Below are 26,640 nucleotides of genomic sequence, written 5' to 3' on the forward strand. Positions count from 1 at the left end.
AACGTTCACTCCAATCGGATGCGACCGGATATTCACTCATCACTATTATGTTAGCACAAAACACTATTATTATATAAGAAGTAGCATCCTTTACAACAAAAAACGCCAGAAAGATCATTCTGACGTTTGGAACTTATATGTATTTTTTTAGAAAAGACGCGCTGCCCGATCGTAGTAGACGAATTTTTCCGTGAAGGAGTAGGGATCCGTCATTCCAATCTGATTAGCGAAGGTGAACAAGGTGGTCTCTTTCAATGAGGCGATCTGGATCAGCCTCGGATTGATGAGGACAAAAGCGGAACTCGTATCGGCCACAATCTTCCCTTTGGCCATGACGACCGCTCTGCGGGTGTATTCCAGCATTAGGTGCATGTCATGCGTCACGATCACAACGGTCACACCGTTCTGGTGGATCCGCTGGAGGAAATGCATGATGTCTTTATAATGGCTGAAATCCTGCCCGGCTGCCGGCTCATCCAAGATGATCAGCTCCGGATCCAGCGCCAATACGGATGCAATCGACACCCGTTTCAGTTGACCGAAACTCAGCATCGATAACGGCAAGTCTTTGATGTATTGCAGTCCGCAAACTTTCGCAACTTCATCGACTTTCCTTACAATCTCTTCCTCAGGCATGTTGCGCTGTTTCATTTTTAGGGCTATCTCTTCATACACGGTTTCCTGTGAGAGGCTGTCTTTCGGGTTCTGCGGGACGTAGCCGACATAGTTTTCCGCTTCATCCGCATCGATGTCGCTGACTTCTTGGCCTTTCCAATAGATGTGGCCACTCTGCGGTTTCTCCTCACCTGTCATCAAACGGGAAAGCGTTGATTTGCCGGCGCCGTTTGCACCGACCAGGCTGAGCATTTCCCCTTTGTAGATGCGGAGAAAGGCACCGTCGACGATATCCTTGTCGTTCCATGGGTATTTGAACGATAAGCCATCCAATTCCAGAAGCACTTCATCATAGTCGGGATACCTGAATTGCGGCAGATAATTCAGCCAACTCTCCATCTGTTCCTTTAATTGCGGCCCGTTCACTTTCTTTGCATTCGCCAGTTCCCGGACATTGTCCAGATCGACTCCGGCATAGCGCATGGCCGTGATGTAAAGGGGTTCCCGGATGCCGATATCGCTCAAAATTTCGGTGCGGAGTATCTCCTCCGGGGTCGCATCCGCGATGATCCGCCCGCCGGAAAACAGCAGAATGCGATCGATTGGTTGCGCCAAAACATCTTCCAGCCTATGTTCGATGATGAGAACGGTCGTGTCGCTGACGCGATGCAGATCATCGATGAATTTCATGGCCAAATCCCCGGAACTCGGGTCCAGATTCGCCAATGGCTCATCGAATAAAATCACTGGCTTGCCATCCAAGGAGATGCCGGCCATCGTGATATCACCCAACTGCTGTTCCGACAATTTCATGAAACTGCGCTTCAGATAAGGGCGTTTCTTCAGAAAGTCGTGCCATTTGTCCATTTTTTTCACATCATCCACTGTACGGAACGGGACATGTTGCTTCACTCCAAATTTTCCCATCTGATCCGCGTGGGGAATCAGACTGTTCTTGACCAGTTTCATTTCATTCGGAAGAAAATCTTCAAAGGGGGCAACCGTTTGATCGATCTGATGGTGAAAGAGGATGTTTCCACTCGCATCGCCGTTCTCTTCACTCGGCAATACGCCAGTGAGGCAGCGGGCAAAGGTCGTTTTCCCGGAGCCGCTAGGGCCGAGCACAAGTATTTTTTCTCCTTCGTAGATGGTGACATTCAGTTCTTCTAACGTCGGTTCCTTTTGATCTGAATAGGTGAAACTAAAGTTCTGAAAAGATATCAGTGGTCTTCGCATGGGCTATCCTCCTTCATTATATATTCAAAAAATAATAAAAAAATAATTAAGTGCTATTCAAAAAAGAGCTGAATGTTCGCACCCAGCCTTCTTTTCACCTATACGCTTCCCACTGTATCTTCTCCGATGATCCGGACTTCCGTTTCCAATGGCACACCATAATGTTCCATTATGACTTCTTTGATATGTGCGATCAGTTCAATGTAATCGGTCGCTGTGGCACTGTTGATGTTCACGATAAAGCCTGCATGCTTCATCGACACCTGTGCCCCGCCCCAAATCAAACCTTGGAGACCCGCTTCTTGGATCAATTTGCCTGTGAAATACCCGGTCGGCCGTTTGAAGACGCTGCCGCATGAAGGATATTCCAATGGTTGCTTGGATTCGCGCAAAGCCGTCAATTCATCCATTCGGGCTTTGATTGTTTCCTGCTTGCCTTTTTCCAGATGGAAAACGACTTCCAGAACAATTTCATTCGTTTCCTGCAGCTTGCTGTGGCGATAGGAAAACTCAAGTTCATTTTTCTCGTAGGTTTTGATTTTGCCTTCACGCGTGATCACCACTACGGATTCGATGACTTCTTCGACTTCACCGTCATAAGCTCCGGCATTCATGTAGACCGCTCCGCCGACGCTGCCGGGAATGCCGCATGCGAATTCCAAGCCGCTCAACCGCTCCGCCAAGGCCATCCGCGAAGCATCGATCAAGCGTGCGCCGCTCTGGACGATCAACCGATGGCGCTTCACTTCCATGTGGTCCATTTCCGTCAGGATCATGACGATACCGCGGATGCCGCCATCCTTGATGATGACATTGCTGGAATTGCCCAATACGGTCAGAGGCGCTTGCTTTTCATTCACCCATGCAACGATTGCCGCTACTTCATCTTTGGATTTCGGAAAGACCAGCACATCCGCAGGGCCACCTGTTTTTGTGTATGTATAATTTGATAAGTTTTCATTCTCTTTAATGATCGTTTCAGGAAACTGTTGTTTTATTTCCGTCCCCAACATGCATTTCACCCACTAATTTTATTTATGTAGTCCATTCTAACATCACTTGATGCGGATTTGTATCAAATAAGTAAGCGGCAGCGATTAATTATATTTCTTTAACCAATTATTAATCGTTTTTTAATCAAAAGCATTTCCGCACCTGTTCATGCTATTTTAACACAAGTTTATGAAAAAATTTACAATTTAATCAATTTGAAATAGCTTTGTTAGATATCTGTCTGCCGGAAAGAATCCTTTTTCATTTTTTGGACACGAATTCCGGCCCTATTCCTTGCGATCCAAGCGCATAGGTATGGTAAAATATTACAGATAACAGAAAAAGGAGGCTGCTTTATGCAACCGAAACAAACCAGAAACGGAATAACATTCACACTATTGTCCATCCTTTACCCTCTTTACCTCTTCACTACCAAAGATCCCGGCTCCGTATCCACTACCTCGTTGATATTGGCGCTGTTTTTGCCGATTGTCGGAACGATTTTTGCGCTGAACATCCCAGAGCCTAAAATGAAGTGGACACTGGCCGCCATCAATCTCTTCCTCTTCATCCTGTTCCTTTACTATACGATTGCGTTGCGTTAAGGCAGGTGAACATAAAATGGATCTAAAATTTGTCTCATGGAACGTCAACGGTTTGCGGGCCATCGTAAATAAAAATTTTGCGGATATTTTTTCGGACTTCGATGCCGATTTCTTCTGTCTGCAGGAAACGAAATTGCAGGAAGGCCAGATCGATCTTGCGTTCCCCGGGTATGAATCCTACTGGAATTACGCGGAGCGCAAAGGCTATTCCGGTACGGCCATATTCACAAAGCATACACCGCTTTCTGTCCGGTTGGGCATAGGCGCTTCCGAACATGATTCGGAAGGCCGCGTCATCACCTTGGAGTATGCCGGCTTCTACCTGGTCACTGTCTACACGCCCAATTCCCAAGAGCAACTGAAGCGGTTGGACTACCGGATGGATTGGGAGACTGCTTTTCTGGCTTATCTGAAAAGGCTGGAGTCTGAAAAACCGGTTGTCGTCTGCGGAGACCTTAACGTTGCCCACGAAAACATCGATTTGAAGAATTGGAAAACGAACCGCAAGAACGCAGGCTTTTCGGACGAGGAACGCGCCAAGTTCAGCGAAGTGGTCGCCAACGGATTCATCGATACCTTCCGCTACTTTCATCCGGATGCGGAAGGAAGATATTCCTGGTGGAGCTATCGCTTCAACGCCCGCAAAAACAATGCCGGCTGGCGGATCGACTATTTCCTTGTATCGGACGCTTTGAAGGATGCTTTGGTCGACGCGGATATCCATGAAAATATCTTCGGCAGCGACCATTGCCCGGTATCACTGAGGCTTTCACTGTAGTCGCGAAACATTTGAAGCATCAACCAGTCAGGAGGAATGGAATATGGATTTTCAAAATCGTGTGGTCGTGGTGACCGGCGGAGCGAACGGCATCGGCCGAGCCACTGTGGAATCTTTTTTGACAGCAGGTGCTGTTGTCGCATTCGTGGACACAGATAAGGAAGCCGGCGAAAAGATCGTTTCCCGTTTCGCAGCGAAGGATGTGTATTTCCATCACGGGGACATCGCGGCGGAAGCTGCCCTTCACGCTTTTGCGGAAGCCGTCAAGCAACGCTTCGGCAAAGTCGATTATCTGGTGAACAACGCCTGCATCAGCAAAAAGGGTATCCTGTCGGAATGTTCCTATCAGGACTTCAATTATGTGCTGGCTTTGGGCGTCACGGCACCATACCTGTTGACGAGTTTGCTTTTACCGGTGTTCACAGCTGGCGCTTCAGTTGTGAACATCGCATCAAGCCGCGGTTTCATGTCGCAAGAGGACACCGAAAGTTATTCGGCAGCTAAAGGCGGCATCCTTGCTTTGACGCATGCGCTCAGCATTTCGTTGGCTGGAAAAGCCCGCGTCAATTCCATCAGCCCAGGTTGGATCGACACGGGTTCCTTCCATAAAGATGAGGATTATCATCCTGCCTACGAGGCGGCGGATCTCCTGCAGCACCCTGTCGGTCGTGTCGGCGTGCCTGATGACATCGTGCAGACGATCCGCTTCCTCTGCAGCGACGCAGCCGGCTTCATCACCGGGCAGAATTTCACTGTCGACGGCGGGATGTCCAAGCTGATGATTTACCACAACGATCATGGCTGGACCTACAATCCCGAATCCAAGTGATCGGCATTGTCGAAAGCAAGCTGAAGTTCCCATAAAAAAATAAGCAGGACGCCTCTCTTATGAAAGGGTCCTGCTTATTTTTGTTATCCAGCCTTATTTCCCGGAAACTGCTTCACGAACCATTGCGCAGCCAACTCGGCGACCTGTTCCAGCGTGCCGGCTTCTTCGAACAGATGGGTTGCTCCCGGAATGATGGTCATTTCCTTCTCACAGTTCAGCAACGCATAGGCTTGCTCGTTCAGTTCTATCACCCCGTCATCATAGCCGCCGACCAGCAACAGCGTCGGGGCTGTGACCTTAGCCAAATAGGCTTTGGCCAAATCCGGCCGGCCGCCCCGCGATACGACGGCCTTGATTCCATCTCCCAACACAGCGGCCGATTGCAAAGCGGCAGCCGCGCCGGTGCTGGATCCGAAATACCCGAGCGGTAACTGTCTTGTTTCCTCCTGTTGCTTCACCCAGTTTTCCGCAAGCGTCAACCGTTGGGCCAACAAATCGATATCGAAACGCTTGTCGGTCCATTCGCTCTCCGCCTCCGTCAACAAATCCAGCAACAGGGTCGATAAACCATGCGCCCGCAGCACACTGGCAACATATTTGTTGCGCACACTGTGTCGGCTGCTCCCGCTGCCATGGGCAAAAATAACGAGTCCTTTCGGGTCTCTGTGCAAGACCAGATCACCATTCAAGGTGACACCAGCACCGGTTATCTTCACTGCCTTCTCTGGATCACTCATCTGCCTTCCCCTCCTTCACGTTCATGCTTCGGAGCAAGGCGACGACCTCCGCGTCATCAAGCTGATCGAAACGGACATAATAGGCGCCCACAGCGCCGAGATAGTCGTCCGTCCGCTCCAAAGCAACGACTGCATCCACCATTTGGTCCATCTTTTTCGCGGTATCCTCCGGCGTGACCGGGATGGCCACGATGATGCGTTTCGGATTCCGCTTTTTGAGTGCTGCTATCGAAGCGAACATCGTGAAGCCGGTCGCGATGCCGTCGTCCACGATGATGGCCGTTTTACCTTCCAGCGATTGGATGTTCGCTGCCCCGATGTACGTTTCCCTGCGCCTTTTGATTTCCTGGCGAAGCCGCTTCAGCTCCCATTCCAGCCAATTCTGGTCCAACACCCCATGCTCGCCCGGATTGAAGATTGGGTCCGCATCCTCTGTGATGGCGCCGATGGCATATTCAGGATTGAACGGGTGTCCGATTTTTTTCGTGATAAGCAGATCAAGCGGTGCCACCAATTTCTTGGCGATCTCCACGCCCAAAGGCACTCCCCCACGCGGCAAAGCAAATACGACGATATCTTCTCCGCGGTACTTCTCCAAAGCTTCGGCCAGCAGGATGCCGGCCTCTTTCCGATCGTTAAAAAGCATAAAGTTCCCTCCTTGTCCGACAATACCTTCCCATTGACTGAAACAAGTGCGTGCTGGTCGACTGAAATTACGCTTGGCTCGACTGTTTTCTCAACTGAGTCATTTTGCGATTGTTCTGTTATCTCATCTCAACCAAATCATAGCACGCAAACGCCACAAGGAGGAACAATAACACTTCTGGATCAGTTGATACTTTTCTTCAAAGCCTCAAGATTATCCAACATGACCGAAATATAATCCGAACCACTTTCCTGGTCCTCTTCAGTGATCCCTTCGAGAGGACTCAACACCGCCAATTCCACGCCTACCTCTTCGGCAAGCGTCTCTGCTGTTTGCGAAGAAGCATTGTTCTCAAAATAGATGTGCGAAATATTGTTGGCCTTCACGTAATCGGAAAGTGTCGCCAAAGCTGCCGCACTCGGCTCGCTTTCGGCATTCAGACCCGTCACGGAAATCTGATTAAGATCATAGCGGGCCGCCAAATAGGCGAAGGCAGCATGCTGCGTCACGAAAGTGCGGTTTTCCGCTCCCTCAAAAGCAGCACGGTATGCTTCATCCAATTCGTTCAGTTTTCCGTTGTAAGTTTCGGCATTTTCCAGATACTTCTCGGCATGGTCCGCATCCTCTTCGGCCAACCCTTCCGCAATCGTCGTAACCTCTGTTTGCGCCAACACAGGGTCCAACCATACGTGCGGATCGACAGTATGGGTATGTCCAGACTCCGCATCTTCCTCCTCGGACTCATGCTCATGCGCGTGTGCCTCGCCTTCATACTCCAATAGTGTGATTGCTTCGCTTGCACATATGACAACCATATCCGAAGTGTCGAGGGACGCCAGCACGTCTGGTACCCACGTCTCCATCTCAGCGCTGTTGTAAATGAACACATCCGCATCCTGGATTTCCGCGATCATCTGGCTCGAAGGCTCAAAGGAATGCACTTCCATTCCGGCTTCCAAAAGCAGGCTCACGTCGGCATCGTCCTGCGTGACCTGTTTCGTAAAATCATATATCGGATAAAAGGTCGTGACGACCTGCAGCTTTTCTGTTCCTGAATCCGCACTGCTGTCCACCGCAGATTCGCTGTTTGCGCCGCATCCTGCCAATAGTGCAGTTGTCCCCAATAGAGACAATGCCCACTTCATACTCTTTTTTTGATTCATTTATTATTCCCTCCGCCTTCTCTTTATGGACTATCCGAAATCGGATAATGATTGCTCGATACAAATCGTAACGATTACGATTTAAAGGATAGCGTAAAGATTGAGCTGATGCAAGTCATTTGTGTGCAATAATTTGTTTCTTCATATATGCAAATTTTTATAAACAGTAAAATAACGTCCTTTCCCGAGCGACGCAAAAAAAAGGAAGTGCTCCAACAATCGGAACACTTCCTCCTAAATCAGTAGCCTCATCCTCGCTTCATTGATTGTTCAATCTTAACGATCTGCGAACTTTTCAATACTAGTTATGCTTGTTTTTCAGGCAAGACATGTAAGCTTTCGCTTCTAGCTGCTTGAATGAAATCTACTGTTTATCAATCTTAGAATGGTTCAAGTTTTCATGTCTTAGAAATACATCTAGAACACAAATTCCGAACCATCTAAGACTTTGCATTAACAGCTTAACTGAAAAGCTGTTAACCGGAAAATCTTTTTGAAGGATTTCCCTGAAAGAGTAGCATACTCTTTTGTGTTTCTTTGTTTAACTTAGTATGTTTCTCTTTGTATAGTTATAATAACATGTAAGCGCTAACACGTCAAGTAGGAAATGCCGATTTCAACAAAAATTTTTCAACTTTTTTTGCCTAAAACGTCATTCTGTCCCTGTACGCTAATCGATCATCAGACTCATCAATACGCCATCGACAAATTCCCCATCGATCAGCATGGCGCGCGGCATCACCGCTTCTTGCTGATAACCCATTTTCTCATAGAGATGAATGGCCCGTTCGTTTTCTCCATGGACTGTCAACTCCAAGCGGCGGATCACGCCGCTCTCGATTGCCCATGTTTCGATTTCTTCCATCAGAACCGAGCCGATTCCGAATCCCCAATAATCCTTCTCGACGGTGATACCGACTTCTCCTACATGCCTAAGCTTCGGTTTATCTGTTGCCCCTACTGACGCCAAACCGATCAATTGTTTGTTGTTAATCGTCGCAATCAGCATCACATTGTTGTCTTTCTCCATCAGATCTTCCAGATATAATTCTTCGAAGGCTTCGGACAATTCCAAGCCTTCAGCCCCATATGCCAAATAAGGCGTTTCGGCGCCGGTTTTTTTGCTGAAGGCGATGATATCCTTCGCATCTGCAGGGATGGCTTCCCGGATCATGATTTCGACTTTTTCTCTTTTGCGCATGCTATTTTCCTTCTTTCGTGAGTATCCCCTGTAATGTTTCGACCAAAGTATCATAACGTTCGCCGGTCGGCAGAAAAGTGATTTCCCGGTTTTCATAAAATTCCCCGGTAGGAACCAAGCGGATCGTCAAATATGCATCCGGCAATTCCTCTTCGATGAACTTTGCCCATTCGATCACGGAAACGCCATTCCCATAGAGGTATTCTTCGAAGCCCAGTTCATCGCCGCCGACATCCTCCAAACGATAGACATCCATATGGTACAGCGGCAACCTGCCCTTTGTGTACTCTCTGATTAAAGTATACGTGGGGCTTTTTATAACCGTGTCAATGCCCAACCCCTTTGCCAGGCCTTTTGTAAAAGTGGTTTTGCCGGCCCCCAAATCCCCCTCTAGGAGGATGACATCTTTCGGTTCCAGTAGCTGCGCCAATTGCGCGGCTATCAACATCGTTTCTTCTTCATTCTTTGCTAGTAAGGTGAACATTCTGAATCTGCTCCCATCTTCACCAATTTATTTTATTCCATTACTTATTATAGAAATATTCACTCCGGAATGCACCTTTTTTTTGCGGATGGCCTATTTTCAAGCACAACAAAAAATGGAAAGCCGGATTTGATCCAGGCTTTCCATTTTTTCATTAGTCAAGTAATGTTTGGTTTGCTGTGATGATGGCTGTTTTGTAGACATCTTCTTCGTTACAACCGCGTGACAAATCGGAAATCGGTTTGTTCAAGCCTTGCAAGATTGGGCCTACCGCTTCGAACCCGCCGAAACGTTGTGCAATCTTGTAACCGATGTTTCCTGATTGGATTTCAGGGAAAATGAATACTTTAGCTTGACCAGCTACAGTTGAGCCAGGAGCTTTTTGTTTAGCGACTACTTCAGAAAAGGCTGCATCGAATTGTAATTCGCCGTCGATGTTGTATTGAGGCGCCAATTCTTTAGCGATTCTTGTAGCTTCCACGACTTTGTCGACTTCCGGTGATGCTGCTGAGCCTTTTGTTGAGAAGCTCATCAAAGCAACGTTTGGTTGGATTTCGAACATTTCAGCCGTTTTAGCACTTTCCACTGCGATTTCAGCAAGTTCTTGTGCATTTGGATTGATGTTGATTGCGCAGTCAGCGAACAGGAATCTTTCAGTACCACGGAGCATGATGAAAGCACCACTTGTGCGGCTTACACCTGGTTTTGTTTTGATGATTTGAAGCGCAGGACGGACAGTATCACCTGTAGAGTGAACAGCACCGCTCACGAGACCATCGGCTAAGCCCATGTGTACCATCATTGTTCCGAAATAATTCTCATCCAACAACAATTTTCTAGCTTGTTCTTCAGTGACTTTACCGTTACGGCGAGCGACGAAAGATGCAACCATTTCATCGAGTTCAGCATAATCAGCTGGGTCGATGATTTGGATACCATTTAGTCTAAATCCGCGGCCTTTTGCAGCTTCTTTGACTGCATCCACATTTCCGATAACGATTGGTTCCACTAAGTCTTCCGCTTTAAGACGTACGACTGCCCCTAAAATTCTTGGTTCTAAGCCTTCCGGGAAAACGATTTTTATTTTTTTTCCTACGATTTTTTGGCTTAAGCCTTCAAACATGTCCAAAAAAAATCCCTCCAGATTCGATTTATAATACTCAACTATCATACAGCAAACGAGAATAAAAAAACAGTCATTTATGGAAATTACTGTTACAATTTCATCATTTCTCATCAAACTGTCATATCTCCTTCAATTTTTACGAGGGCTTTTCTTTTGCAATCCTTTACATTGTTGTTTATACTATGTTTTAGTACCTATAAGTAGCATAACCAAAGGAGTCCTTCGATATGTCCATATATGAATATCATGTAAGAAAAACAGATCAGTCATCTGTACCATTGGAACAGTACAAAGGAAAAGTCATCTGCATCGTCAATACAGCTTCAAAGTGCGGTTTAGTGGGTCAATTGGATGAACTGGAGGAACTTTACGAGAATTACAAAGACAAGGATTTCGTTGTTCTAGGATTTCCATCAAACCAGTTCAATAACCAAGAACCATTAGACGGTACCGAAGCAGCTGAATTCTGCCGACTCAATTACGGTGTCACTTTCCCAATCTTCGATAAGATCGATGTGAATGGAGACAATGCGGATCCGCTCTACAAATATCTGGTCGAGCAGACCGGTGGCGCCATCAAGTGGAATTTCACGAAATTCCTGATTGGCCGCGATGGCGAAATCATCAAGCGTTTTGCGCCGATCACCACACCAAAGAAAATGACGAAACTGATCGAAAGCGCCTTGGAGCAACCAATCAGTAACGAGTAGACTAAAAAAAGACATAGCCACTGATTTTCAGTGAGTATGTCTTTTCTTTTGGTTCAATTTCATTTTTCCGTATAGAACTCCTGCAACAACTTGCTCATTTCTTGGTAACGCGGGAACATCGCTGCATAGACAGATTTGCTGTCTTCATTCGGTTGATGTTCGATCGATGCGCCCATCATTTTCTCCGCATCATCCACGGATTCCACCAAACCCAAGCTCTTCAGTGTGATCAAAGCGGCACCTGTGCAGGAACTTTCGAATGTTTCCGGGAATTCGATCGGCATACCGATGATATCCGTCAAGATTTGGCGCCAAGCCAGCGAGCGCGAAAAGCCCCCGCTGGCCATAATTTTTGTTGGTTCGCCGTTCATCGAGATGACCGTCGCTAGCACATCCTTCAGATTCAGGCAGATGCCCTCCAAAACGGAGCGCAAAAAATGTTCTTTCGTATGCAGCATGTTGATGCCGCTGAAATTCCCTCTGGCATCCGCATTCCACAAAGGCGCCCGTTCTCCGTTCAGATAAGGATGGAAGACCAATCCATCCGCTCCCGGCGCAACGTTTGCGATCATCTCCATCGCTTTGTCGTAGAGATCTTCATCAGCAATGTTCGCCGGCAAAAATTGTTTAATGGCCCAATCAAAGATGTTTCCGCCATTGTTGACGGCGCCGCCGTTCACATAATGGTTTTCATCCAGGATATAACTGAATGTACGGCCTTCCGGGCTTACATAAGGTTTTTCGCTCGTCATCCGGACCGCGCCACTCGTACCGATCGTGATTGTTGCCGTACCTGCGCGGATCGCTCCCATCCCCAGGTTGGCTAAGCAGCCGTCATTCCCTCCAACTATAAAGGGTGTATCCGCAGCCAGCCCCAGCAACTCAGCCACTTCCTCCGAGAGGCCGCTCAGCTGGTGACCAGGATTTACCGGCAACGGCAGCATTTGACTCGTGATACCGCAGAATTCCAGAATTTCCTCATCCCAGCGGAATTCCCTGATGTTGAACAAACCGGTAGCCGAGGCAACCGAATAGTCCACGACGAATTCTCCGAACAGGCGCCAAAAAATGTATTCCTTGATGCCGATGAACCAGCGCGCTGCTTGGAACACTTCGGGCTTTTCCGCCTTCAGCCAGAGAATCTTGCTCAATGGGGACATCGGGTGCAGCGGTGTGCCTGTTTTTTCGTAAAAACGCTGGCCCATTTCGGAATGCTTCAGCATGCTTGCGTATTTTTTCGAACGATTATCGGCCCAGGTTATGCTCCTCGTCAACGGCGTACCTTCCGCGTCCATGAGGATCAAGCTGTGCATAGCGCTCGAAAAGCCGATGCCGGCAATATCCGTCGGGCCCAGTTCCGCTTTCTGTATGACTGCTTTTATTGTTTTTAATACGGCTGAAAAGATCTCATCCAAGTCTTGTTCCGCCATTTCGGGATTCTCTTTAATTAATGGATAATGCGCGTACGCTGATTCATAAGCTGAGCCGTCCGTTTCGTACAGTACGGCTTTTGTGCTTGTGGTACCGACATCCACTCCCATGACATATCGTGCTGCCAAATAAAAAACCACCAATCCAAAAAATTTATCTTATTTTTCCACGACCTTAATCATTATAGCAAAATTCCACAAGCATTGGTGCAAATTTTTTGATAATGTTTGATATTCTGCCTTCGATCGTTTACATTTTCTTAACGCAATCTTTTCTGGATATCCATCGCTGTCTGCTATACTGGTGACATCTACGCACAAGGAGGAATGATTTTGGGATACTACGATCAACATATGCATACGCATTTTTCGCCTGATTCTGCGGAATCATTTGAAAATTATCTCGAGCAAACAGACGGTCTGCTCGTCACAACCGAGCACCTGGATTTTCATGATGCCTACAACGGCGGTGTGGATACCGTCTTGGATTATGCCGCCTACAGCGATAAAATAGACACACTGAACGTAATCCATGAGGGGCGCATCCGCCGGGGCATCGAAGTCGGCTATACGCCTGAGTCCCACGCGCAAATTACATCTTATCTGGAAGGCAAAGCCTTTGATGTCATCCTGCTGAGTGTTCACCAAAACGGGCGCTATGATTACTTGCAGCCAATCATCGATGAGATGGACCCCAAAGCGGTCATGAAGGAATATTTCGAGCTCTGTACGCAAGCTGTCCGGCAAGTCGATGGCGCAAATGTTTTCGCGCACTTTGATTACGGAATCCGACGCTTGCCCGTCACGGTAGACGATCTTCGGGAATTCGAGCCTTTGCTGAAGGGGCTGCTCGATGAAATCATGGCGAAAGAAATGGCACTGGAATTGAACACGCGCAGCATGTATGAATACAACAACGCCGACTTGTACCGCTATATGATCGGCCTCTATCTGGAAATGGGCGGGACCCGATTCAGTCTTGGTTCAGATGCGCACAGCATCCAGAAATACCGCTATCACTTCGACGATGCCATCGCGTTGTTAAAGGATTTGGGTGTGCACGAATTGACCCTTTTCAAAAATCAAGTTGGCTATACCGAACCCATCTGAATCGGCTGTAAACTATATCTTTGATGGAGGAACCTCATGACCAATACCAAAGAAATCTACAAGGAAATTTGCTTTGTTTTTGCCCGACTGGGTCTTTTCGCTTTTGGGGGTCCAGCCGCACACATCGCCATGATGGAGGACGAATTGGTGACGAAGCGGGAATGGCTTAAAAAGACGGAATTCATGGATCTGCTCGGATTCACGAATCTGATTCCCGGTCCGAACTCTACGGAACTGGCTATCGCGTTGGGCTACAAGCGCGGCGGGAAAATCGGATTGTTTTTGGCGGGCATTTGTTTCATCTTTCCGGCCATGACAATCGTGTTGCTGCTGGCTATGTTCTATAAACAGTACGGCGAAGTGCCGCTCATCGAAGCGCTTTTCAGCGGCATCAAACCGGTCATCCTTGCAGTCATCATCCAGGCCCTTTTTCGGCTGGGACAGACGACCATCAAGGACAGCAAATCGTTGCTTTTGTTCTTGGCGGCCTATCTGCTGTCGCTGATGGGCGTCGGCGAAATCATGATCCTGATTCTGACCGGATTGACGATGCTGCTGACGCAGCAATTATCCAAATGGCGGTCGCGTCATCTAGCGATCGAACCCATGTCGCTGACGCTGTTGTTCCTGACTTTCTTGAAGATCGGATCGGTCCTTTACGGGAGCGGTTATGTGCTGCTGGCTTTTCTGCAGGCTGAATTCATCGACCGCTATGCTGCGTTGACAAGCACCCAGTTGCTGGATGCCGTTGCAATCGGACAGTTCACCCCCGGCCCGGTCTTCACGACGGCAACTTTCGTGGGCTATCTGATCCAAGGCGTCCCGGGTGCCTTATTGGCGACTGTCGGCATCTTCTTGCCTTCCTTCCTGCTTATTTTGCTGCTGCACCCGTTGTTCAACAAACTGCGTTCATCCAAAATCTTCGCTGGTATTTTGGACGGGATTACGGTCGCTTCGCTGGCATTGATGGCATCGGTATCCTGGCAATTGGGGACAGCGACCTTCGTTTCGTGGTTCAGTGTCCTCATCTTCGCAGTCAGTTTCATCGGCCTCATCAGATTCAAAGTGAACTCCTCCTATTTGATCATCATGGGCGGATTCATCGGGTGGCTGGTTACAATGTTTTGAGCGCACCATCCACACAAAAAGACCCTCCCCACTGCCATTTTCCGGCTGTGGGGAGGGTCTTTTCAAAACTCCAGAATATTTCGCTTTTCTACTTTCAGAAAGACCTCTTCGCCTTTATCAAGCAGATTAAAGGTACGGTACAGATGATCCGCGCGCAAAGCGACACCTTGATTCGTTTCAATCACATAGGACAAGATATTCCCGCTGATCGTTTCATCGACCACTTTCCCTTTGAAATACAGGTGTTCTTCCGTCTCAGGCTGAGGCTCTTTGAAGTACTCGATGGCCTCCGGACGGATAGCGACTTGACTTGCCTGCGTTTTTCGCTGGGTCAATTTCTCAAAATCCGTGTTGTCCAACAGATTGTAATTGCCGATGAACGAAGCCACGAAATGCGTTTCAGGATGCGTATATATTTCGGTTGGTGTACCCGACTGCTCTATTTTTCCGGAAGCCATGACATGAATCACATCCGACATCAGCATCGCTTCATCCTGATCATGCGTGACAAAGATTGTCGTGATATGCAAAGCCTTCTGGATACGGCGGATCTGCTTTTGGAGATTTTTCCGCAGCAAGGCATCAATGGCAGACAGAGGTTCATCCAGCAACAACACTTTTGGCTCGGTCACGATGGCGCGTGCCAGGGCAACCCGTTGTTTTTGCCCGCCGGACAATTGCGCCGGGTAATGGTTCTCTTTCCCCGATAGGTCAACGAGTTCGATGATCCTGGCGACTTTTTCCTTGATGACACTCTGGTTCATTTTCTGCATCTTCAAGCCGAATGCGATGTTCTCCGCTACATTCATATTGGGGAACAGCGAGTATTGTTGAAAAACCATCCCGATGTTCCTTTTCCCCGGCGGCAAATCCGTCACATCCTGGCCGTTGATGTGAATGCTGCCCCCGTCAATGCTTTCAAAACCAGCCAACGAACGCAGCAAAGTTGATTTCCCGCAACCGGATGGCCCCAGCAAAGTGACCAAATCGCCTTCCTTCACCTGCAGATTAAGATCTTTCAACACTAAATTTTCACCGTCGTATGATTTTCTGATGTTTCTGAATTCTATGTATGCCATTGTGTCTCCTCTATTACTTTACGAAAAATGTGAATCACTTACTCGATATTTACGTTCATTTTGCTTTTTTGGTCTCTTTCGACCCCAGATAACCCGACAAGTTCGTCAAAATCAGCATGATGCAGAAGATGACTACGGAAATTGCGCTAGCCGCATGCCCCGACACACTTCTGGTTTTATCAAGGAAAATACTGGTTGTTTCATAATAGCTGCCCGCAATGATATTCACCAAGACGAAATCGCTGAACAGAATGCCTATCGAGAGCAGAATCGTCGCAACCAAACCTTTCAATGCGCTGGGTACGATGATCCGGAAAAAGGCATAAAGCTTACTGGCGCCCAACGTTTCAGCAGCCTCCAAAATCGGCATGACCTCCAGTGTGGTCAAAGCATTTTTGATGCCTTGGTACATGTACGGCAAAATGACGATTCCGTAGGCACAACTCAACAAAAAAATGCGGTTCGACAAAAAGGTATCGGAAGAGGCATACAGCGAAATGATTGAGACCGCAAGTATGACGCCTTGAATGCCGTAGGGGATTTTTGACAACAGGTCCAAATATTTATCGCCTTTCGGATAATGGATCTGCACGACATACATCGCCAACAAAAGGAGCATCAACAGCACAAGCGTCGGTATGATTGCAATCAGTAAAGATCTGCCTATCGCGCCTGCCATCCCGCCTGAACCCGCAAAAATACCGCTATAGAATTCAAAAGTGAACCCTTCCGGGATAATATTGCTCAAATCCCTGAACAAAGAATTTAGCAGCGTCACAAACAGCGGCAGCAGCAAAATCACGGAAAGGATAATGATGATGAATGAAGAAAAGCCATTGCTTCGTTTCTTCATTTTTTACACACCCTTTCTGAATTTCTTTAATAGGCTGTTGCTTAAGACTGTCATCGTGCTCATCAATACAAGCATCACGATCGACAAGGCACTTCCCAATTCCACCTGTTGGACAATATCACCCGTGAACATGGATGAAATCCGGATCGGCAATAAGGCATAATTGTTCCCGAGCAGAGCATACGGTGTCGCATAGGCTGCCAGCGCATTTGAAAAGAGAACAGAAAAGGTTCCGAAAATGCTGGGCAACACCAATGGGAGACCGATTTTTGACCAGAATTGCCAAGTCGTCGCATTCATCAGACTTGCCGCTTCCTTGTACTCTGTCTTGATGCCATCAAATGAAGGATAGAGCAGTAAGGTAGCCAATGGAATCTGGAAGTAGATGAAGGTGATCAGGATCCCCGATGTAGTATACAAATCGTAGTTGTTCAAACCAGCCAGGTTCCATCTTTCTCCCAATGTTGTCAGGATCCCTGAATTCCCCAGCAACAGAATGAAGGCAAAAGCCAACACGATGCCTTGGAAGTTTGAGGTCATATTCAATGTCGTGATGTAGAACTTTTTCATTCTGTCGCCCGCAGCATGGATGGCATAGGCGCCCAGGAGCGCAATCGCAATCCCGATGAATGCGGACAGCACGGAAACGAATAAGCTGTTCTTGATCGACATCAGGTAGTAATCACTCGTAAAAATGGTCGTAAAATTACTAAGCGTAATGCCGCCTGTTCCGGGTTCCAGAAAACTGTTGATGAGGATGTTGGCTAACGGCATCAATTCGAACAAAAGGATCAGCAGCGCGAACGGCAACAGCAATATGAGGTACTTGCGTTTTTCATTCTGCAGCATCGCCTGAACCTCGTTTCATAATGATCCCCTGAATCGCCTGCATGCGATCCCCAACCGGAATGCCCAGCAACTTGCACAAAAATGGCGCTATTTCCAGCTGAGGCACAATGGCTCCTTCTTTGCGGAAGTCCTTGATGATCACTTTGTCCGAAAATAAATAAAGCGGAACAAGGCGATCTTCATTCGAGATGCCATTATGGGTATGATAGTCATTCATCCCATGATCGGAAGTGACCACGATCTGATAGCCTTCGCTCATCCATCTCCAGATGTACTGAGAAAGTTCAGCATCAACGCGGACGGCCGCCTGCACATACTCTTTACTGTCGGCGCCGAATTTATGGCCGGCATCATCGATGTTCATCGAATGGATCAGCGTATAATCCGTCGCCTTCTTCCGGATCAAGTAATCGCCATCCGCAATCAGGTGACTGTCCGGGTAATGATCTTCGTGATAAAATATGCCCTGTTCGATGAGGGAATTCGTGTCCAACTGGATTCGGTCCTCCATCACTTGAAATGGCGCATGATTGTAAAGCTCGCTCACCCAGTAGTAACTGGCCGCTCCGGTCTTGAAACCATTTTCCTTTGCAATCTCAAAAACACTACGTTCCTTGGAACGACGGACTGTGCGATTCGAGGTGATGCCATTTTCTGCAGCTGGCACTCCCGTCTGCAAGACCTCATACAAAGGCCTGGATTGGGCAGGCATCTCCGATTTGACGGTATAAGCCGCCATTATTCCTTTTTCGACCAGATGCTCCAAGAAGCCCATATGGTTATGGGCTGTCTTGGCATTCAATCCGTCCAACACTATAAAAATTACTTTATCCACTGTATTCAACCTCAATTATTTTACTTTTGTCAGTACTTCTTCTTGCCATCTTTGACCCAGACCGGCTGCAGCCTCTTCCCATGCATCAAAATCGGAGACCGGTTGCGCCTTCGCGTATTGCTCTTCCGGAAGCAAAATATCCTGCACCTCTTGCGGCAATTCAACATTATCGCGGATAGGACGTGCATAGCCTTTCGCCAAGTTGATCTGGCCTTCATCAGAAAGGATATATTCGCGGGCTAATGCTGCCGCATGCGGATTAGGCGCTGTCGCGTTGATGACAGTTGCGTATCCGCTTTGGATCGTTCCATCCAACGGAATAGTCACTTCAAAACTGGCATTCGGATTCGTTTCTGCAACTTGATTCGCATAATTCAGTGCGTTAAAGTCCCAGAACAAGCCAACTTCGATTTCGCCTGATTCCAAACGGGCCAATGAAGTGTCGCCCAAGTCCAATCTGCCTTGTTCAGCCAGCTGTGCGAAGAAGGCAATGCCCGGATCCAAGTCAGTTTCATCCCCGCCATTTGCGATGGCTGCAGCCAACACCGCATTTTGTGCTTGGGTAGCGGCATTTACGTCACCTATCGTGACTTTATAATCCCCTTCCAGGATATCGGCAAAACTGGTCGGTGCATCCGTTACTTTTTCAGAATTGGTGATGAAAGCCAATGTTCCGTAATAACCGACGATCCAATCGCCATCATCGTCTTTCGCCCACTCCGGGATATCATCCCAATAAGATGTTTTGTAAGCTAGAGTCAAGCCGTCCGCTTCTGCAACAGGCCCGAATGATTGGCCGACATCGCCGATATCTTTCGTCGGATTGTTCTGTTCTGCTTTGAATAAAGCCAATTCTTCCGCTGAACTCATGTCCGTATCTGCATGCGTCAAGCTATAAGTCGTTTCGAGTTCTTCCCAAGTCTCGCCCCAGTTCGCCCATGTATCCGGCATCCCTACTGATTCCACATGGCCTTCTTCTTTGGCTTGCGTTTCAATTTCACTCAAAGACAATGCGTTCAGATCGACTTCCGCCTCAGCAGTCGTCGCCGCCTCTGTTCCGCACGCACTCAAAACTAGCATACTGCTTAAGGCTAAACCTGCAAACAATCTTTTGTTGGACAATCTCATTTTTTATTCTCTCCTTATTTGTGAACAATGGTTTCATTGTTTTTCATTACGTATTTGACTACAAATAAATACTAACAGATGGTTGTAAATAACCTTTGAATTCGCAGTTAATATTTTGTAAACAGCAATGAAACCATGGGGTTACTGCATTTTGATCGAAAATAATGAATATCAATATAGGAATGGATCACTGGCTTTTATTCATTCAGACGCAATCACGAGTCAAAACCATGAATAACGCAAATTAATTCATGGTTTCAGACCCAATCACGAGCTAAACCATGAATAACACAAAGTTATCCATGGTTTGGCCCCTGCCTCAGTAAGCAACCCTAAAATTGTTGAAGCACAAATCCAAAAAAGCAAGAAGAGCAGCGAATCGATCCGCTGCTCTCCTTGCTTTTTGTGTTAGTCAATCCATTTGACGTAATCTTCGTCTTCCATCGCCTCGACGGCACCCAACAGGTAGCCGTTTCCGACTTGCGAGAAGAAATCGTGGTTGCTGGTTCCGGTCGAGATGCCGTTCATGACGATTGGATTCACATCATCGGCCGTGTCCGGGAACAATGGATCGAAGCCCAGATTCTGCAGCGCTTTGTTCGCGTTGTAGCGGATGAACACTTTGACGCGCTCCGTCCAGCCCAGCTCGTCGTAGATGTATTGCGTGTATTTCACTTCATTGTTGTACAGTTCATACGTCAGCATATAGACCCAATTCTTCATTTCTTCCTGTTCCGTTTCGGACAGTTGGTTGTAAGCAATCTGGAATTTATAGCCGATATACGTGCCGTGGACCGATTCGTCGCGCAGGATCAGTTTGATGATCTCCGCCACGTTCGGCAATTTGTTGTTGCCGAGATACCAAAGCGGTGCGTAGAATCCCGAATAGAAAAGGAAAGATTCCAGCAGGACGCTGGCGGCTTTCTTTTCCAGCTGATTCCCGGTCTTGTAGATGTCGTTGATCAGGCTGGCTTTGCGCTGGATGAATTCGTTGCTGTTGGTCCAGTTGAAGATATCCTCGATTTCAGCCTTCGTGTTCAACGTGCTGAAGATCGAAGAGTAGCTTTTCGCGTGCACAGATTCCATGAACTGGATATTGTTCAATACCGCTTCCTCGTGTTGCGTGCGCATATCTTCCTTCATGGCGGCGATGCCGTCCTGCGATTGCAGCGTATCCAGAAGCGTCAATCCGCCGAACACTTTTCCCAACATATCCTGCTCGGGTTTGCTGAGGGTGCGCCAGTCGTCCAAATCATTGGACAACGGGATCCGCGTATCCAGCCAAAATTGCTCCGTCAGTTTTTCCCATGTCAACTTGTCCAACATATCTTCGATGCTGTTCCAGTTGATTGCTATATAAGGCTTGTTTGCCATCCTTCATTCCTCCGTTAGACTTTCCGATTATTGCATGACGAATAATCAAATACAGCTGCGCTGCATCATCAGATTGTGCATGATTCGCAAGCGTTCGCTCCGATTTCGTCGTTGTTTTCCGTAAATGTACGCACATAATAAATCGATTTTGCGCCTTTTCTCCAGGCGTAATTGCGCAGAATGTTCAGGTCGCGTGTCGTCATTTTATTGGTGCGCCCTTCTTTCCATTCGTACATGCCTTCCGGCAATTCGGAACGCATGAACAATGTCAGGCTCATGCCTTGGTCGATATGCTTTTGGGCAGCGACATAAATATCGATGACACGGCGCATATCGATATCATAGGCCGAACGATAATAAGGCATCGTTTCGTTGGAAAGCTGCGGAGCCGGATAATAAGTCTTCCCGGTTTTCTTCTCTTGGCGCTCTTCGATCAGACGCGTGATCGGGTGCAGGCTCGCACTCGTTTCATTTACATAACTGATCGAACCGGTCGGCGCAATCGCCAAACGGTTTTGGTGATACAAGCCGAATTCATGGACGGACTTCTTCAAATCAGACCAATCTTCCTTCGTAGGCACTTTGATGCCTTCGAAGATTTGTTTCACTTTTTCGGATTGGAAGACGACATCGGAATCGGTATAGGCATCAAAATATTCGCCTGTATAGTAGGTGGATTTGTCGAAATTGACGAATGCTTCCCCGCGTTCCTTGGCGATTTTGTTGCTGGCCGCCAATGTGTAATAATTCAAAAGCATAAAGTAGATGTCCGTGAATTCGATGGATTCCGGCGAACCGTAATGCATCTGGTTGGTCGCGAACATCGTGTGCAGACCCATGCCGCCCAAACCGATCGTGTGCGCTTGATCGTTCCCGTTCTTGATTGTAGGGACCGCATCGATGCTCGAATGGTCGGTTACGTAAGTCAAAGCGCGGACCATCGTTTCGACCGATTTTCCGAAATCAGGCGATTTCATCAGGTTCGGAATGTTCGTGGAACCCAAGTTACAACTGATGTCCGTTCCGAGCACTTCATATTCCTGTTTATCATTCAACAAGGAAGGTTGCTGCACTTGCAGAATTTCCGAGCACAGGTTGCTCATGACGATCGTTCCGTCCACCGGATTCGTGCGGTTAGCCGTATCGATGTTGATGATGTACGGATAGCCGGATTCCTGCTGCAGTTTGCTGATTTCGTTCTCAAGGTCACGGGCACGGATCTTCGATTTGGAGATTTCCGGATTGTTGACCAGATTTTCGTATTCCGTGGTGATGTCGACATAGGAGAACGGTTTGCCGTAGATCCGTTCCACGTCATAAGGGCTGAACAGGTACATCTGATCGTCCTTCGCCGCCAACTCATAAAATTTATCCGGAATGACCAGACCCAGCGACAAGGTTTTCACGCGGATCTTTTCATCGGCATTCTCTTTTTTCGTGGACAGGAAAGCGACGATGTCCGGATGGAATACGTTCAAATACACCGCACCGGCTCCGTTGCGTTGGCCCAGCTGATTGGAATAACTGAAGCTGTCTTCGAGAAGCTTCATGATCGGCACAACGCCGCTCGACGCGTTCTCGATTTTCTTGATCGGGTCCCCAGCTGCCCGGACGTTCGACAGGTTCACACCGACGCCTCCGCCGATGCGGGACAACTGCAGCGCACTGTTGATCGTGCGGCCGATGCTGTTCATGTCATCCGTCGTTTGGATCAGGAAGCATGAAACCAATTCACCGCGGCGTTTTCTGCCTGCATTCAAAAAGGTAGGCGTCGCCGGTTGATAGCGTTGATGGATCATCTCTTCCGCCAAGTCGACAGCCAGTTGCTGGTCCCCGTCAGCCAAAAATAGTGCATTGAAGACGATCCGGTCTTCGTAACGCTCCAAATAACGCTTGCCGTCGTTCGTCTTCAGCGCGTACTGGGTATAGAACTTGTAGGCCGCCATGAACGATTTGAAACGGAACTTCTTGTTGTACGTATCCTGCATCAACTTTTTGATGAAATCAAGCGGATATTTCTCCAGGAATTCTTTTTCGATGTAATCCTGTTCGATCAAATAATTCAATTTTTCATCCAAAGTATAGAAGAAAACCGTGTTTGGATTCACGTGCTCCAGGAAATACGCCCGGACGGCTTCCTTATCCTTATGCAAAGGGATGGCATTATCAATCGGACGATTGATTTCATTGTTCAATTTATAATAGGTTACATCTTCTGTTTTGGTTACTAATTTTGGACTATCCAAGTTCCGTCACCTTCTCTTTCAAAATCTGAATGTCTTTCTCGTTTCCTTGAAACTCAAACAAGTGCAATAGCGGGACACCATAATCGTGTGCCAAGTCTTTTGCGGTAAACCCGAAAAGCTTGCCGAAATTCAGGTTCCCGCCACCTGCCACACCTTTGAAGTAGGCGCGGTTCTGGTCGGTCTCGATGAAATCGACCAGAATATCGGTTACCTCTTTATCGTAGGTCGGGGCCACGATGATGAACGGCTCTCCAATCGGTTGGAAGGCGTTATCGGCCGTCAATTCGATAGTCTCAAGGTTCAGTTTATTCACGAACTTCCTCGTTTGGCCGGTCAACGACATAAACACTACCTTCATATTACCTCACCCTTTTCCCAACTGTTATTCACCCATTATACGGTTGCGACGATATAATTACAACAAGAAAGACACAATATGTAGTATGCGTTTTTATAAATCACGCAACATATTGTGTCTTTGTTTGCATTTTCACTTTATCCGTCCAGAAGTTGCGCGGCAGCGAATGACTGCCACCGGCGACATTTCAGAATTTCATTCTAACATAATTTTCCGGATGCACCTCCTGATACGCTCCGGAAATCACAAGCTTGTGTAGAATTTTTTTGCAAGACGTTCCAGCACTTTCGGATCATCCACGAAAAAGCCATGGCTTCCCCCGGGTACGATATATTTTTGCGATCCGGGAATCAGGCGATGCATCGCCTCCGTTTGGTCGTCGCGGATCAGATCGAATTCCCCCGCCAGCAGCAGGGTTGGCGCTTGGATGCTGCGCAAGGCTTCGGCTGAAAGGTCCAATTCCTCCAGCATAAGATTGTGGATGCAGAGGCGCTGGATTTTTTCCGGATCGTTATCCGGCAAAGCAAGCAGCTCCTCGTATCGTTCCAACGTCTCCTCATTGCAGGCGTCGGTCAGGCCGTCCGCTTCGTAATTCGCCCCCATCGCGATCAAAGAAGCGATTCGATCCGGATAGTGGGCAGCTAAATACAAACCAAGATTGCCTCCATCGCTGAATCCGAGCACGTGGACCCGTTGAATCCGTTCCTTTTCGAGCAACGCAAGGATGTCCTCCGCAATCTGCTTGAAGGTCAACCGCTCCACTCCCAGATCCGATCGGCCGTGGCCTCTCGTATCGAGCGCAAAGACTCTGAAGTGTTTCGTGAAATAGGGAAACTGCTGCGCGAAAATGTCCGAACTCTCACCGTTCCCGTGCAACAGGAGCAACGCATCCCCGGTACCGCCTACCTGATAATAAAGTTTTCCTTTTCTGGTCTTCAATGATTTCCCTCTCACAGGCAGCATTCCTTTCTTATCTTATTCCGGCAACCGCCAGTCGATCGGTTCGACACCGAACAATTTGAGTGCTTCATTCGTTTTGGAAAAAGGCTTCGACCCGAAGAACCCTCTATAGGAAGATAACGGGCTTGGATGGGGCGACGTGATCACGACATGCTTCGTTGTGTCGATGAACACTTTTTTGGCTATCGACGCGTTTCCCCAGAGGATGAAGACGACCGGTTCTTCCCGCTCATTCAGCGCTCGGATGACGGCATCGGTCAACAACTCCCAGCCTTTTCCGCGATGGGAATTGGCTTCCCCGCTGCGGACAGTCAGGACCGTGTTCAGCAGGAAAACGCCTTGCTTCGCCCAAGATGTCAAGTCGCCGTGTTTCGCAATCGGAATGCCGAGGTCATCCTGCAGTTCCTTGTAGATGTTGACCAAGGAAGGCGGCAGCTTGACCCCCTTCTGCACGGAAAAGCTCAAGCCGTGCGCTTGATTGGGGCCGTGATAAGGGTCTTGCCCCAGGATGACCACTTTCACCTTGTTGTATGGCGTCAATTCGAAGGCTTCCCAGATATGCTGCATTCCGGGATAGACCGTCTCGTTCAGATACTCTTCCTTCAGGAATGCGCGCAGCTGTTGATAATACGGCGCTTCAAACTCCTGTTCCAATTTTTCTTGCCACTCGTTATGGATAATTGCTTTCATATTTTTCACACCACTATCTGTCAAATTTTTCATTTCCGGTTGCGACTATCTTAACATAATGTGCGTACCTTTTTCAGTCCATCCGCCTTCCGGGCGATCATTTAAGTCGGCCCCGAACAAATTTTCAGTGAAACTGAAAAATCATGGTAGAATATAAGGGTGAATATACTGCAATTACCGAACAGGAGGATGAATGTATGATTGAACTGATCGTCTCGGATATGGACGGCACATTATTGAACGATAAGATGGAAGTCTCCGCATCGAACGTGAGCGCCATCAATGAGGCAAATAGATTAGGCATCAAATTTATGGTCGCTACCGGCAGAGGGTATACCGAAGCCGTGCCGGCCTTAAAGGAAGTCGGCATCGATTGCCCCATGATCACGCTGAACGGCGGGCAAGTATTTGACGAAGACGGAAAACTGGTCGAAAACCTGGGGATCGACAAGACGACCACCCGCCATATTTTGGAGGATGTGAAAAAATACGGCCTCTATTGCGAAATCATGACATCCAAAGGCATATTCTCGGATGACAAAGTGCGCCGGATCGAGTCAATGACTTCCTTGCTGCATGAGACAAACCCTGACACAACCTTCAAAATGGCGCTTGTGCTGGCGGTCGCCCGTTTGGAAGTGATGCACGTAAACTACGTTGAAAATTTCAAAGAAGTTCTGGAAGACAACGCCCAGCAAGTCCTCAAGATTCTCGTGTTCAGCGATGTCGGACAAAGCGAACTGGAGCCAATCCGGACAAAACTGGCCGAAGACAGCCGTGTGGTCGTGACCTCCTCCTTCAAAAATAATATCGAGATCAACCATGTGGAAGCACAAAAAGGGATCGCTTTGGCAAAGTTCGCCAAAAAAAGAGGGATTCCTTTGGAGAATGTCATGGCCATCGGGGATAACTTCAATGACGTCTCCATGCTGAAAGTAGCAGGCGCCAGCTTTGCGGTGGCCAATGCCGAGGATGGGGTCAAGGAATTCGCGAAGTACCTCACTTCCAAAAACTCAGAAAACGGCGTAGCCGAAGCCATCATGCGCTGCATCAACGAAAATTTGTGATCCCGATAGCGAAACACTGACAGTTACACATCCCTCCCTGCCTACGTCTTTATAGATGTAGGAAAGGAGGGAAAATGAATGGATGCGAACGTGGATGTGCTGGCGTATATGGAATTGATCAGCAATACCGGCTTTCCGATCGTGATCGCGATGTACCTGTTGCACCGGATGGAAAAAAAGCTGGATGCACTGGTCGGCGCGATTGAAGATCTGAGCCGGGCCTTTAAATGATCACACCCTTGCCTCACCAGACCTAAAAAAAGCCCTGACATGACAGCTTTTATGCCATCGTGCCAGGGCTTTTTGTCGCATTTTTCCGAACGTTCCCAAATATCCCAGATTGGTTGACGTTTGTTTGTTACCGTTTTTATGAAGTTCGGTTTTCGCGTTAGGTTTTCTGACATATTTGT

Annotated in this window: 27 protein-coding genes; 8 read left to right on the forward strand and 19 right to left on the reverse strand. The window is 47.9% G+C overall.

The features are described from left to right. Positions 1-147: 147 nt before the first annotated feature. Together PH235_RS10700 and murB are read right to left on the reverse strand one after the other, a co-directional pair. Complete coding sequence (locus PH235_RS10700; RefSeq protein ID WP_272162329.1) at positions 148-1,851, reverse strand: ABC transporter ATP-binding protein; 1,704 nt, start codon at positions 1,849-1,851, stop codon at positions 148-150. A gap of 98 nt (positions 1,852-1,949) precedes the next feature. Beyond that, positions 1,950-2,864 carry a UDP-N-acetylmuramate dehydrogenase gene (gene murB, locus PH235_RS10705; RefSeq protein WP_272162330.1) on the reverse strand — a complete coding sequence of 305 codons (915 nt, stop codon included), beginning with the start codon at positions 2,862-2,864 and terminating at the stop codon, positions 1,950-1,952. A 336-nt stretch (positions 2,865-3,200) separates the two neighbouring features. On the opposite strand from murB, the gene PH235_RS10710 reads away from it, so the two are divergent. The 3 genes from PH235_RS10710 to PH235_RS10720 are packed head-to-tail and all read left to right on the forward strand — an operon-like array spanning position 3,201 to position 5,056. Continuing rightward, positions 3,201-3,449, forward strand: a complete 249-nt coding sequence (locus tag PH235_RS10710) for a hypothetical protein (RefSeq protein ID WP_272162331.1) — start codon at positions 3,201-3,203, stop codon at positions 3,447-3,449. Between the two features lie 16 nt (positions 3,450-3,465). Next, complete coding sequence (locus PH235_RS10715) at positions 3,466-4,227, forward strand: exodeoxyribonuclease III (protein ID WP_272162332.1); 762 nt, start codon at positions 3,466-3,468, stop codon at positions 4,225-4,227. Between the two features lie 43 nt (positions 4,228-4,270). Beyond that, positions 4,271-5,056: an SDR family oxidoreductase gene (locus PH235_RS10720; protein ID WP_272162333.1), complete on the forward strand. Its 786-nt coding sequence runs from the start codon at positions 4,271-4,273 to the stop codon at positions 5,054-5,056. 83 nt (positions 5,057-5,139) lie between these two features. On the opposite strand, the gene PH235_RS10725 is transcribed toward PH235_RS10720, so the two are convergent. The 6 genes from PH235_RS10725 to pta form a co-directional block, all read right to left on the reverse strand. After that, the gene (locus PH235_RS10725) at positions 5,140-5,793 is read right to left on the reverse strand and encodes a dienelactone hydrolase family protein (RefSeq protein ID WP_272162334.1); all 654 of its coding nucleotides are present in this window, start codon (positions 5,791-5,793) and stop codon (positions 5,140-5,142) included. Further along, positions 5,786-6,439, reverse strand: a complete 654-nt coding sequence (locus PH235_RS10730; protein WP_272162335.1) for a phosphoribosyltransferase — start codon at positions 6,437-6,439, stop codon at positions 5,786-5,788. The genes PH235_RS10725 and PH235_RS10730 overlap by 8 nt, the downstream gene beginning before the upstream one ends. A gap of 182 nt (positions 6,440-6,621) precedes the next feature. After that, on the reverse strand, positions 6,622-7,602 hold the full coding sequence (locus PH235_RS10735; RefSeq protein ID WP_272162336.1) for a metal ABC transporter substrate-binding protein: 981 nt from the start codon (positions 7,600-7,602) through the stop codon (positions 6,622-6,624). A 670-nt stretch (positions 7,603-8,272) separates the two neighbouring features. Then, positions 8,273-8,803, reverse strand: coding sequence for a GNAT family N-acetyltransferase (locus tag PH235_RS10740; protein WP_272162337.1), 531 nt, complete (start codon positions 8,801-8,803; stop codon positions 8,273-8,275). A 1-nt stretch (position 8,804) separates the two neighbouring features. Next, positions 8,805-9,287, reverse strand: a complete 483-nt coding sequence (gene tsaE, locus PH235_RS10745; protein ID WP_272162338.1) for a tRNA (adenosine(37)-N6)-threonylcarbamoyltransferase complex ATPase subunit type 1 TsaE — start codon at positions 9,285-9,287, stop codon at positions 8,805-8,807. 154 nt (positions 9,288-9,441) lie between these two features. Continuing rightward, positions 9,442-10,416, reverse strand: coding sequence for a phosphate acetyltransferase (pta, locus tag PH235_RS10750; RefSeq protein WP_272162339.1), 975 nt, complete (start codon positions 10,414-10,416; stop codon positions 9,442-9,444). A 224-nt stretch (positions 10,417-10,640) separates the two neighbouring features. Between pta and PH235_RS10755 the strand changes: the two genes are divergently transcribed. After that, the gene (locus PH235_RS10755; RefSeq protein WP_272162340.1) at positions 10,641-11,123 is read left to right on the forward strand and encodes a glutathione peroxidase; all 483 of its coding nucleotides are present in this window, start codon (positions 10,641-10,643) and stop codon (positions 11,121-11,123) included. A gap of 59 nt (positions 11,124-11,182) precedes the next feature. Here the strand turns inward: PH235_RS10755 and PH235_RS10760 are convergent, their stop codons facing one another. Further along, complete coding sequence (locus tag PH235_RS10760) at positions 11,183-12,682, reverse strand: gluconokinase (RefSeq protein WP_272162341.1); 1,500 nt, start codon at positions 12,680-12,682, stop codon at positions 11,183-11,185. A gap of 204 nt (positions 12,683-12,886) precedes the next feature. Here PH235_RS10760 and PH235_RS10765 point away from each other — a divergent pair, with 204 nt between their 5' ends. Together PH235_RS10765 and PH235_RS10770 are read left to right on the forward strand one after the other, a co-directional pair. Further along, a complete protein-coding gene (locus PH235_RS10765) occupies positions 12,887-13,663 on the forward strand; it encodes a PHP domain-containing protein (protein ID WP_272162342.1) in 777 nt (258 codons plus the stop codon). A 36-nt stretch (positions 13,664-13,699) separates the two neighbouring features. After that, the gene (locus PH235_RS10770; RefSeq protein ID WP_272162343.1) at positions 13,700-14,791 is read left to right on the forward strand and encodes a chromate transporter; all 1,092 of its coding nucleotides are present in this window, start codon (positions 13,700-13,702) and stop codon (positions 14,789-14,791) included. Positions 14,792-14,853: 62 nt separating this feature from the next. On the opposite strand, the gene PH235_RS10775 is transcribed toward PH235_RS10770, so the two are convergent. The 10 genes from PH235_RS10775 to PH235_RS10820 all read right to left on the reverse strand — a co-directional run bounded on the left by PH235_RS10775 (position 14,854) and on the right by PH235_RS10820 (position 25,163). Next, positions 14,854-15,870 carry an ABC transporter ATP-binding protein gene (locus PH235_RS10775; RefSeq protein WP_272162344.1) on the reverse strand — a complete coding sequence of 339 codons (1,017 nt, stop codon included), beginning with the start codon at positions 15,868-15,870 and terminating at the stop codon, positions 14,854-14,856. Positions 15,871-15,925: 55 nt separating this feature from the next. Further along, positions 15,926-16,723: an ABC transporter permease gene (locus PH235_RS10780; RefSeq protein WP_272162345.1), complete on the reverse strand. Its 798-nt coding sequence runs from the start codon at positions 16,721-16,723 to the stop codon at positions 15,926-15,928. A gap of 3 nt (positions 16,724-16,726) precedes the next feature. Beyond that, positions 16,727-17,572, reverse strand: a complete 846-nt coding sequence (locus PH235_RS10785) for an ABC transporter permease (RefSeq protein WP_272162346.1) — start codon at positions 17,570-17,572, stop codon at positions 16,727-16,729. Then, on the reverse strand, positions 17,559-18,407 hold the full coding sequence (locus PH235_RS10790) for an alkaline phosphatase family protein (RefSeq protein WP_272162347.1): 849 nt from the start codon (positions 18,405-18,407) through the stop codon (positions 17,559-17,561). Before PH235_RS10790 ends, PH235_RS10785 begins: the two co-directional genes overlap by 14 nt. A gap of 15 nt (positions 18,408-18,422) precedes the next feature. After that, positions 18,423-19,535, reverse strand: coding sequence for an ABC transporter substrate-binding protein (locus PH235_RS10795; RefSeq protein ID WP_272162348.1), 1,113 nt, complete (start codon positions 19,533-19,535; stop codon positions 18,423-18,425). Positions 19,536-19,943: 408 nt separating this feature from the next. Next, positions 19,944-20,909 carry a class 1b ribonucleoside-diphosphate reductase subunit beta gene (gene nrdF, locus PH235_RS10800; protein WP_272162349.1) on the reverse strand — a complete coding sequence of 322 codons (966 nt, stop codon included), beginning with the start codon at positions 20,907-20,909 and terminating at the stop codon, positions 19,944-19,946. A gap of 68 nt (positions 20,910-20,977) precedes the next feature. After that, on the reverse strand, positions 20,978-23,155 hold the full coding sequence (gene nrdE / locus PH235_RS10805; protein ID WP_272162350.1) for a class 1b ribonucleoside-diphosphate reductase subunit alpha: 2,178 nt from the start codon (positions 23,153-23,155) through the stop codon (positions 20,978-20,980). Further along, complete coding sequence (gene nrdI, locus PH235_RS10810; protein ID WP_272162351.1) at positions 23,148-23,513, reverse strand: class Ib ribonucleoside-diphosphate reductase assembly flavoprotein NrdI; 366 nt, start codon at positions 23,511-23,513, stop codon at positions 23,148-23,150. The genes nrdE and nrdI overlap by 8 nt, the downstream gene beginning before the upstream one ends. Before the next feature lie 243 nt (positions 23,514-23,756). Beyond that, entirely contained in the window at positions 23,757-24,452 is a 696-nt protein-coding gene (locus tag PH235_RS10815; RefSeq protein ID WP_272162352.1) for an alpha/beta fold hydrolase, read from the reverse strand. A 36-nt stretch (positions 24,453-24,488) separates the two neighbouring features. Then, entirely contained in the window at positions 24,489-25,163 is a 675-nt protein-coding gene (locus PH235_RS10820) for a uracil-DNA glycosylase (protein ID WP_272162353.1), read from the reverse strand. 197 nt (positions 25,164-25,360) lie between these two features. Between PH235_RS10820 and PH235_RS10825 the strand changes: the two genes are divergently transcribed. Next, the gene (locus tag PH235_RS10825) at positions 25,361-26,230 is read left to right on the forward strand and encodes a Cof-type HAD-IIB family hydrolase (RefSeq protein ID WP_272162354.1); all 870 of its coding nucleotides are present in this window, start codon (positions 25,361-25,363) and stop codon (positions 26,228-26,230) included. A 78-nt stretch (positions 26,231-26,308) separates the two neighbouring features. Beyond that, positions 26,309-26,461: a YvrJ family protein gene (locus PH235_RS10830; RefSeq protein WP_084253768.1), complete on the forward strand. Its 153-nt coding sequence runs from the start codon at positions 26,309-26,311 to the stop codon at positions 26,459-26,461. Positions 26,462-26,640 lie beyond the last annotated feature (179 nt).

The organism is Trichococcus sp. K1Tr, from assembly GCF_028309625.1.
Taxonomy (GTDB): domain Bacteria; phylum Bacillota; class Bacilli; order Lactobacillales; family Aerococcaceae; genus Trichococcus.